Source organism: Actinomadura sp. NPDC049753 (assembly GCF_040674655.1).
In the GTDB taxonomy this organism is placed as follows: domain Bacteria; phylum Actinomycetota; class Actinomycetes; order Streptosporangiales; family Streptosporangiaceae; genus Spirillospora; species Spirillospora verrucosospora.
Map to the genome: position 1 here is coordinate 1 of NZ_JBFARL010000271.1, position 8,875 is coordinate 8,875.

Below are 8,875 nucleotides of genomic sequence, written 5' to 3' on the forward strand. Positions count from 1 at the left end.
GGCCCGGCGGTGTCCGCCGGGCCCGTCCCCGTCCGGACCCTTGGCATGGAGCTGCGCGCCGGTCCTGCCGGCGCGCGTCCGGCGCCGGGTCAGGAGGTCCAGGCGGTGCCGGTCAGGCGCTCGTAGACCTCGGCGTAGCGGGCGCGGGTGGCCTCCACGACCTCGTCCGGGATGGCGGGGCCGGGCGGGGTGCGGTCCCAGTCGAGCGTGCTGCTCCAGTCGCGCACGAACTGCTTGTCGAGGGAGTGCTGCGGACGGCCGGGCACCCACTGGTCGGCGGGCCAGAAGCGGGACGAGTCGGGCGTGAGCACCTCGTCGCCGAGGACCAGGGTGCCGTCGGCGGCGCGGCCGAACTCCAGCTTGGTGTCGGCGATGATGATGCCGCGCTCGGCGGCGAGGGCCGCGCCGCGGCTGTAGATCTCCAGGGTGACGTCCTTGAGGCGGGCGGTGGTGTCGTCGCCGATCTCGCGGACCACGTCGTCGTAGGTGATGAACTCGTCGTGGCCCTCGGTGGCCTTGGTGGTCGGCGTGAAGATCGGCTCCGGCAGCCGGGACGCCTCGACCAGGCCGTCCGGCAGGGAGATGCCCGAGACCGTGCCCGACTTCTGGTACTCCTGCAGGCCGAGCCCGGCGAGGTGCCCGCGCGCGATCCACTCGACGGGGAGCATGCTGAGGCGGCGGCAGCGGATGGCGCGCCCGGCCCACTCCTCGGGGACGTCGGTGGCCGAGACGACGTGGTTCGGGATGATGTCGGCGAGCTGCTCGAACCACCAGAGGGACAGCTGCGTGAGGATCTTCCCCTTGTCCGGGACCGGGGTCGGCAGGACGACGTCGTAGACGCTCACCCGGTCCGACGCGACGAGGATCAGCTCGTCGCCGTCCGCGTAGACGTCCCTGACCTTGCCCGAGTGGACCAACTCCATGACGCTCCCCATCTAGCCGCCGTGCCGGTAGGAGTCTTCCACAGCGCCGCCCCGCCACCTGCGGCGGCTCCGCCCCGCCGGGCCCGTGCCCTCACTCCTCGATGAACACCCGCACGCTGCCGAGGGTGCTGTCGGCCGCGTCCGGGACGACCATCCCGGCGGCGACGCCGGAGCGCAGGTACTCCATGACCGGCGCGTTGATCCGCTCGCCGGGCAGCACGGCGGGGATGCCGGGCGGGTACGGGGTCAGCATCTCCGCGCTGACGCGGCCGACGGCGTCGGCGGCGGGCACCTGCTCGGCCGGGCCGAAGAACGCGTCCCGGGGCAGCACGACGAGTTCGAGCCGCAGGTCCTCGGGGGACGGCACCTCGACCGTCGGCGCCCCGCGCAGGTCGTCGAGGTGGTCGTGGAGGTCGCGCAGCGCGCCGAGCAGCCTCTCCGCCGTCACCTTGTCGTCGGCGAAGGTGAACTGCGCGCTGATCCGCCGGTGGTCGGACAGGTGCATGTTGACGCGGTGGTGCTCCCGCAGCCAGTCGGCGGCCCGGTAGCCGGTGACGCCGAGACCGGCGATGTCGATGACGAGGGGCAGGGGGTCGAGGTCGTGGGCGAGTCCGGGGCCGGTGAACTCCTCCCGGCCCTGGACGTCGAAGCCGTCGAGGGCCGCGATCTGCGAGCGCGCGTCGGCCGCCAGGTCCAGCGTGTCCTGCAGCAGGGCGCGCCCGTGCTCGACCATCTGCCGCCGCCACGCGTCCAGGCCCGCGTAGATCAGGACGGACGGGCTGGTCGTCCCGAGCAGGTCCTCCCGGGCCCTGAGGACGGCCGGGTCGACCAGGTCGCCCTGCTGGTGGAAGACCGATCCCTGCTCCAGCCCGGCGCCCATCTTGTGGACGCTCGTCACGCACACGTCGGCGCCGGCGTCCATGGCCCAGGTGGGCAGGTCCTCGTGGAACGGCAGGTGCGCGCCCCACGCCTCGTCGACGATGAGGGGCTTGCCGTGCTCGTGGCATACGGCGGCGATCGCGGCCAGGTCGGCGCACGTCCCGTAGGGCGTCGGGCTGGTGACGAGGGCGCCGCGCGCGTCGGGGTGCTCCCGGAACCGCGCCGCGAACGCCGAGGGCGAGGGCGGGTGGGCCAGGTGCCGGTCCGCGTCCCACTGCGGCTCGACCCAGATCGGGCGGACGCCGGACAGGATCAGCCCTGAGACGACCGACTTGTGGGCGTCCCGCCCGACGAGGAGCTTCTCGCCCGGTCCCGCGACCGACAGCATGGCGCTCTTGACCGACAGGGAGCTGCCGCACGTCGAGAAGAACGCCTGCTCGGCGTGGACGGCGTCGGCCATCAGCTCCTGGGCGCGTTCCAGCACCTTGTGGTTCGACTCCCGGTCGTCGAGGCCGGAGATGGCGAGGACGTCGGAGCCGAAGACCGCGTCGCCCAGCACCTCGCGGGCGCGCGGGTCGGCGCCGCGGCCCTGCTTGTGGCCGGGCGGGGTGAAGGGGAGCTGCTGTTCGCGGTGGTAGGCGGCGAGGGCGTCCAGGACGGGGGCTTCCGAGTGGTCCATGCGGGTCGTGTTCCCGTGCGTCTCCGGCTGTAACGCGGGGCGCTCCGGGTGTCCCGGGGGATTGTTCCGGCCGTAGTGATACAAGTTTGGACGAATGGGGCAGCGGTCTCCGGGTACGGCGGGCGTGAACGCGTACAGGGAGTTTTGCTTATGAACAACCGCGTATCGCCCGAGGTGGAGCTGGCGTGGGAGGACTTCCACCGGCTCGTGAACATGACCTCCGACGAACTGCGCACCTGGTTGCTCACGGACGCGTCCGGCGAGGAGGCGTTCCCGGCCGACGGCCCCGGCCCCGGGGTGTCGGAGCTGGGAGCCCGCGTGGTGGACGTGCTGCGCAAGCGGAAGGTCGACCTGACCGAGAACGACGGGGAGGTGATGCAGGAGGTCGTCGACTACGTGGAGGACCGCCTGGAGCACCGACCGCCGAACGCGGAACGGGACGAGGAGTGGCGCCACGCGCTGATGAGCGTGGGGCACGACCCGCTGCGTCCCGAACCGTCCAGCGCTTAGGAGGCGAGAGCATGCCGAACCCGCAGCAGCCCGAGATCCGGCGGTCCGGGAAGACCGCGGTGACGGACGAACCGGCGCCCGAGGCCACCGACCCGAAGTCGACGAGGGCCAAGGGTCACGCGCACGGCACCGACAAGGGGGACAGGGGCGGCGGCGAGGGCGGCGGAACGCCGCCGGACCAGAAGCCGCCGCACCCCGCCTAGCAGCAGGCCGGAGGCCGCCCCGGAGAGAGTCCGGGGCGGCCTCCCGTCTGCTGCGAGGCGGCCGATGCGGTCCGTCCGGTGCACGCGGCCGGGGCGGTCCGACCGATGGACAACGGAAGAGGGAGGGGTGGTACGAGGGTGTTCGAATTGTCCCCCGGGCAGGGTTGGGTGGAGATCGGCGAGCTGCTGCTCGCCATGGTGCTGTCGGCCGCGATCGGGCTGGAACGAGGGCTGCGCAACAAGAGCGCGGGGCTGCGCACGCACACCCTCGTCGGCGTCGGCGCGGCCCTGTTCATGCTGGTCAGCAAGTACGGGTTCGAGAACGTCCCCGGGAACGTGTCGCTGGACCCCTCCCGGGTGGCGGCGCAGATCGTGTCCGGCATCGGCTTCATCGGCGGCGGGCTGATCTTCGTCCGCCGGGACGCGGTGCGCGGGCTCACGACCGCCGCCGTCGTGTGGGTGACGGCGGCCGTCGGCATGGCGGCCGGCGGCGGGCTGCCGGTCCTCGCGGTGGCGGTCACCGCGATCCACTTCCTCGTCGTCTACGGGCTGAGCGGGCTGACGAGGAGGCTCCCGCTGGAGCGGTACCGCCGGGCCGGGGTCGCGCGGCTGCGGATCGTCTACGGGGACGGGCGGGGCGTGCTGCGGCAGGTGCTGATGGAGGCCACGCAGCGCGACTTCGTGATCCTGGAGGTCCATGTCGACCGCGACCACCTGCCGGACGACTCCGACCGCGGCCGCGACGAGCGCCGGGACCGGCGCGAACCCGACCGGCGGCGTCCCGGCAACGCCGTGGTGACGCTCACGCTGGAGGGGACGGGCTCGGTCCCGGAACTCGCCGCGGTCCTGAGCGAACTGCAGGACGTCGTCGGCGTCACGGTCGGGGCCGACCGGGACGACGACAGCGAGTGAGGGGCACGGCGCCCCGGGCGGATCAGGGGACCTCGGTCTGCGGACTGTAGCCGTCGTCCTCGCCGCCCGGGGCGTCGGCCTCGGCGTTCGGCGGGTCGGTGGGGCCGGGCGTGTGCTCGCCCCCCACGTCGGCGTCGTCCTCCTGCGGCGCCCCCGCCTCGGCGCGCCGGTCGGCGAGCGGCTTGTCCTCGTCGTTCTTCCGGTGGGTCATCGCACCCTCCTCAGGGGAGGGGCGGCCCGGCGGGGCCGCCCCCGGACGGTCAGCCGCGCGCCTTGCCGATGGCGTCGCGGACGCGGTCGACGACGGCCGCCATCGGCCCGACCGCGAGGTTCTTGGTCGGCGACTCCGTCCCCTGGTGGGGATGCGTCGGAGCGATCGCCTCCGCGGCCTTGACGGCCTTGGCCATGCCGCGCATCTGCTCGGGCGTGGCCTCACGGGCGATGCGCGGGAACTCCTCTTTCTCCTCGTGCGAGGCGTGCGCCTCCAGGTCCCGGTGGAACTTGGCGAACGTCTCCTCGAAGTCGGCGGACTCGGGGTCCATCTTCTCCAGGGCCGACAGGACGCCCTTGGCCTCGTTCTCCTCCTCCAGCCGCGCTTCCACCACGCGGGAGCCGTCGCCGGCGGCGCGCCGGGCGAACGGGTGGACGACCTCCTCCTCGGCGGTCTCGTGCACGGCGAGAAGCCTGCGCAGCCGGTCGAACGCGTCCTTGCGCACCTTGCCGTGGTTCTTCTCCACGGTCGTGGCGAGGTGGCGGATCTCCTCGTGCTGCGCGAGCAGCAGATCGACGACGTTCTCCTTGGTGGCCTGGTCGGCCATGACAACCTCCTGTCGGCGCTGTGGGTGTGTTCGGCGCTGTGGTGTGTTCGGTGTGGGTGTACGACTGGTGGCGATACCCGAGGTGAGGGCTTCAACCATCCGGGCGCGGCGGCGGGCTGAGTAGGGTGAACGCATGCTGTACGGGCGGGACGGGGAACTGGCCGCGATCGACGGGCTCCTCGACCGGGCCCGCGCCGGGCGCAGCGGCACCCTCGTCCTGCGCGGCGAGGCCGGGATCGGCAAGTCCGCCCTCCTCGACCACGCCGCCGGCGCCGCCGAGGGCATGCGCGTCCTGCGCGGGACGGGCGTCGAGACCGAGAGCACGATGCCGTACGCGGGGCTGCACCTGCTGCTCGGCCGCCACCTCGACCGGATCGGCGGCCTCCCGGACGCGCAGGCCGAGGCCCTGCGCGCGGCCCTCAACATGGGCGGCCCGGAGGCCGAGAGCGACCGGTTCCTCGTGGGGCTCGCGGTGCTGACCCTGCTGTCCGACCTGGCAGAGGAGCGGCCGCTGCTCTGCCTGGTCGACGACGCGCACTGGATGGACGGCTCGTCCGCCGAGGCGCTGCTGTTCGCCGCCCGCCGCCTCGACGCCGAGCCCATCGCGGTCGTCTTCGCGGCCCGCGACGCGGTCGCGCCGGAGTGCGCCGCGCCGGAGTTCGTGGCGCACGGGCTGCCGGAGCTGCGCCTGCGCGGCCTCGACGGGGACGCGGCGGCCGGGCTGCTGGCCGAGCGCGCCCCCGACCTGCCCGGCCACGTCCGGCGGGAGATCCTCGCGGGGGCGATGGGCAACCCCCTCGCGCTGCTCGAACTGCCGGGCCAGGGCGGTCACGGGTCCGCCTACGAGCGGATCCTGCGGTCGTTCGCCGAGCGGATCGCCGCGCTGCCCGAGCCGGCGCGCGGGCTCGTCCTGCTGGTGGGGGTGGACGATCTCGGCGACGCCGGGGTGGTGGTGAAGGCGGCGGGCCGGTTCGGCGCCCCGGCCTCCATCGGCGATCTGGAGCCCGCCGAGCGCGCGGGCCTGCTGCGCACCACGTCCGACGGGCGGCTGGAGGTGCGGCACCCGCTGATCCGCACCGCCGCCGTGCGGGAGGCGACGCTCGGACAGCGGCTGGCCGCCCACCGGGCGCTGGCGGAGGCCTACCTGGAGCGCGGCGACGTGTGCCACCACGCCTGGCATCTGGCCCGCTCGGTGACGGAACCGGACGAGCGGGTCGCGGCCGTGCTGGAGAGGACCGCCGAGACCGAGCGGAACGCGGGCGGCAACGCGGCCGTCGCCGCCATGTACGAGGCCGCCGCCGGTCTCACCCCGGACCCGGCCGAGCGCGGCCGGCGGCTGGCGGCGGCGGCGCGGGCGTCGGCCGACGCGGGGCTGCCCGAGCGCGCCGTCGAGCTGGCGGCGCGGGCGGAGCCCGACCTGCCGGACCCGCTGGCGCGGGCGGAGCTGACCCTGATCCGGGCGTCCCTCGCCGACGAGCAGGACCGGGCGGCGGACGCCCACCGGCTGTTCGCCGAGACGGCGGCGACGGTCGCGCGGGCCGATCCCCGCACGTCCGGCTACCTGTACTTCCAGGCCGCGGTGGCCGCCGCCAACGCCGGCGACTTCGCCGCGATGGACGGCATCGCCGCCGAGGGCGCGCGCCTCGGCGTCCCGAACGCGCCGCACCTGCGGGCGCTGAGCCGGGTGTTCGCCGGGCAGAACCCGCTCGCGGACGCGGATCCGGCCGACGGAGTGGCGGCGCTGCGCGAGCTGATGGACGCGATGAGCGCCTGCTACGCGCCGCGCGAGCGGATCCGCGCGGGCATGTGGCATCTCATGGTCGGTGACGTGCGAGGCGCGGCCGAGGTCGCGGCGGAGCTGGAGCGGCGCTTCCGCGACCGGGGCGCGATCGGGCTGCTCGCGCCCGTGCTGATGCTCCGGACCCGGACCGACCTGCTGCTCGGCAGGTACCGCGACGCGCTGACCGGCGCGACGGAGGGCGTGCGGATCGCCGCCGACACAGGCCAGCACCGCATCCGCGTCTACCTCGACACCAGCCTCGGGCAGCTCGCCGCGATCCAGGGGGACGAGGAACGCTGCCTGGAGCTGACGGAAGAGGCGCTGTCACGCGGACTCCCGCCGAGCAACGTGCACGCCGCCGCCGCGCGCAGCCTGCTCGATCTCGGGCTCGGCCGGTACGACGCGGCTCTGGAACGTCTTGCCGACGTCGTCGCCGGGCCCTCCCGGCAGGGCGCCATCGCCGCTCTGCCCGACCTTGTCGAAGCGGCCGTCCGAGCCGGTGTCCCAGAGCGCGCGCGGGACGCCGCCGACTGGTACAGCGATTGGGCCGCGCAGACCCAGCAGCCCTGGGTGCAGGCCATCGCGGCACGCTGCGCGGCCCTTTTGACCCCGGACGACCCAGACCCGCTGTACTCCAAGGCCCTCGCCCTGCATCGCGAGGGCGGCACACCCTTCGAGCAGGCGCGCACCGACCTGCTGTACGGAGAGTGGCTCCGCAGGTCACGCCGCAGGAACGACGCGCGGGCGCGGCTGCACGCGGCGCTGGAGGCGTTCGCGCGGCTCGGTGCGGCGCCGTGGGCGGAACGCGCCCGGACCGAACTGCGCGCCGCCGGGGAAAGCCTCACCGGCGGTCGAGACGACCACGCCTCACCGGACGACCACGCCGCCCGGCTCACCCCGCAGGAACTCCAGGTCGCCCGGCTGGCGGCGACGGGCCTCAGCAACCGGGAGATCGGCGCGCAGCTGTTCCTGAGCCCCCGGACCGTCGGCTACCACCTCTACAAGGCCTATCCCAAGCTCGGCGTCACCACGAGAGCAGCCCTGGCCCGCCTCGACCTGGGCTAGCCCCGCGCGGGGCGCGGAACGAGAGCGGCGCTGAACGGGCGTTGCGTCTAGCTTCTCGCGCGGACGAAACCGACGAGGCGATCCGCGTCTTCCTGCTCCAGGACGATCCCGAAGTCCTCGGCCAGCGTCGCCGGCAGATCCTCGGGGGCGAGCGCGCGGACCTCGACGCTCCCGTCCGGACGGGTGGTGGTCAGCTTCGTGCCGTCCAGCACACGGAGAGAGTCGGACGAGAATTTCTGCACGAACGGGCGGGTCGTGAACGGCGAGCGCGCACTGGTCGAGACGTAGTGGCTGCCCACCTCGAAGTCGATCCGGAACACCTCGTTCAGCACGAACGTGTGGCGCCGGATCCAGCCGTCCGGGCCGCGCTGGTGCAGCTCCCATTCCGCCGTGTTCGGCGTCCAGGCGGTGACGGTGCGGCCTCGCCGAAGCCGGAAGCCCCAGCCGTCCTGGACGGCCTCCTCGCCGTCCACGAGCCGCAGCGGCTCCAGCGGACCGGCGCCGAACCCCACGTCGCACAGCCACGCCGGCTCGTCCCGCGACGCGTCCGGCGGGCGGACGTGCAGGAGCGCGTGGGTGGCGGGAAGGATCTTCGCCGCCCCCATCGTGACCCGCCCCGCCACCGCCGCGACCTCGTACCCGAGCCTCTCCAGCACCGCCGCGAACAGCCGGTTGTGCTCGAAGCAGTAGCCGCCGCGCGGACTCTCGACCAGCTTCGCCTGGACGGCGTCCAGCGACAGGCCGACCGGCCGCCCGAGCATGATCTCCAGGTTCTCGAACGGGATGGACGTGACATGCGCGCGGTGCAGGGCCCGCAGCGTCGCGGCGGTGGGGGCCAGGTCGCCGTCGTGGCCGACCCGCTTCAGGTAGCCGGGCAGATCGAGCAGCTCGCCCTGCCATCCGTAGCCGAGATCCTCGCTCATGTATCCCTCTCCCCGCTCGAACCGATCACCCTGCCGGCGCCGGCGGCCCCGGCGACGCCGGACCTCCGGTCTTGGCGACAACGCCGGAGGCGTCCCGGATCCTCCCGGCGATCCGGTCGACGTCGCGCCGCTCGCCGGGCGGCAGCGCGGCTCCCGCCGCCGCGCGGAGCCCGCCCGCCTCGG

Annotated in this window: 9 protein-coding genes; 4 read left to right on the top strand and 5 right to left on the bottom strand. The window is 74.2% G+C overall.

Annotated features, from left to right (window positions below):
* Positions 1 to 89 precede the first annotated feature (89 nt).
* Together AB0K37_RS37905 and AB0K37_RS37910 are read right to left on the bottom strand one after the other, a co-directional pair.
* On the bottom strand, positions 90 to 923 hold the full coding sequence (locus AB0K37_RS37905) for a phosphoribosylaminoimidazolesuccinocarboxamide synthase (RefSeq protein WP_363989856.1): 834 nt from the start codon (positions 921 to 923) through the stop codon (positions 90 to 92).
* Positions 924 to 1,014: 91 nt separating this feature from the next.
* Positions 1,015 to 2,481: an ornithine decarboxylase gene (locus tag AB0K37_RS37910; protein ID WP_363989859.1), complete on the bottom strand. Its 1,467-nt coding sequence runs from the start codon at positions 2,479 to 2,481 to the stop codon at positions 1,015 to 1,017.
* Between the two features lie 150 nt (positions 2,482 to 2,631).
* Here AB0K37_RS37910 and AB0K37_RS37915 point away from each other — a divergent pair, with 150 nt between their 5' ends.
* From AB0K37_RS37915 to AB0K37_RS37925, 3 genes are all read left to right on the top strand, one after another.
* Entirely contained in the window at positions 2,632 to 2,991 is a 360-nt protein-coding gene (locus AB0K37_RS37915; RefSeq protein WP_363989862.1) for a DUF3140 domain-containing protein, read from the top strand.
* An 11-nt stretch (positions 2,992 to 3,002) separates the two neighbouring features.
* Complete coding sequence (locus AB0K37_RS37920) at positions 3,003 to 3,194, top strand: hypothetical protein (RefSeq protein ID WP_363989865.1); 192 nt, start codon at positions 3,003 to 3,005, stop codon at positions 3,192 to 3,194.
* Positions 3,195 to 3,332: 138 nt separating this feature from the next.
* The gene (locus AB0K37_RS37925) at positions 3,333 to 4,106 is read left to right on the top strand and encodes an MgtC/SapB family protein (RefSeq protein WP_363989868.1); all 774 of its coding nucleotides are present in this window, start codon (positions 3,333 to 3,335) and stop codon (positions 4,104 to 4,106) included.
* Positions 4,107 to 4,128: 22 nt separating this feature from the next.
* On the opposite strand, the gene AB0K37_RS37930 is transcribed toward AB0K37_RS37925, so the two are convergent.
* Together AB0K37_RS37930 and AB0K37_RS37935 are read right to left on the bottom strand one after the other, a co-directional pair.
* Positions 4,129 to 4,317, bottom strand: coding sequence for a hypothetical protein (locus AB0K37_RS37930; RefSeq protein WP_345180249.1), 189 nt, complete (start codon positions 4,315 to 4,317; stop codon positions 4,129 to 4,131).
* Between the two features lie 49 nt (positions 4,318 to 4,366).
* A complete protein-coding gene (locus AB0K37_RS37935) occupies positions 4,367 to 4,924 on the bottom strand; it encodes a hemerythrin domain-containing protein (protein ID WP_363989871.1) in 558 nt (185 codons plus the stop codon).
* Between the two features lie 133 nt (positions 4,925 to 5,057).
* Here AB0K37_RS37935 and AB0K37_RS37940 point away from each other — a divergent pair, with 133 nt between their 5' ends.
* Positions 5,058 to 7,769, top strand: coding sequence for an AAA family ATPase (locus tag AB0K37_RS37940; RefSeq protein ID WP_363989873.1), 2,712 nt, complete (start codon positions 5,058 to 5,060; stop codon positions 7,767 to 7,769).
* Between the two features lie 47 nt (positions 7,770 to 7,816).
* On the opposite strand, the gene AB0K37_RS37945 is transcribed toward AB0K37_RS37940, so the two are convergent.
* A complete protein-coding gene (locus AB0K37_RS37945) occupies positions 7,817 to 8,692 on the bottom strand; it encodes an arylamine N-acetyltransferase (RefSeq protein ID WP_363989876.1) in 876 nt (291 codons plus the stop codon).
* Positions 8,693 to 8,875: the final 183 nt, after the last annotated feature.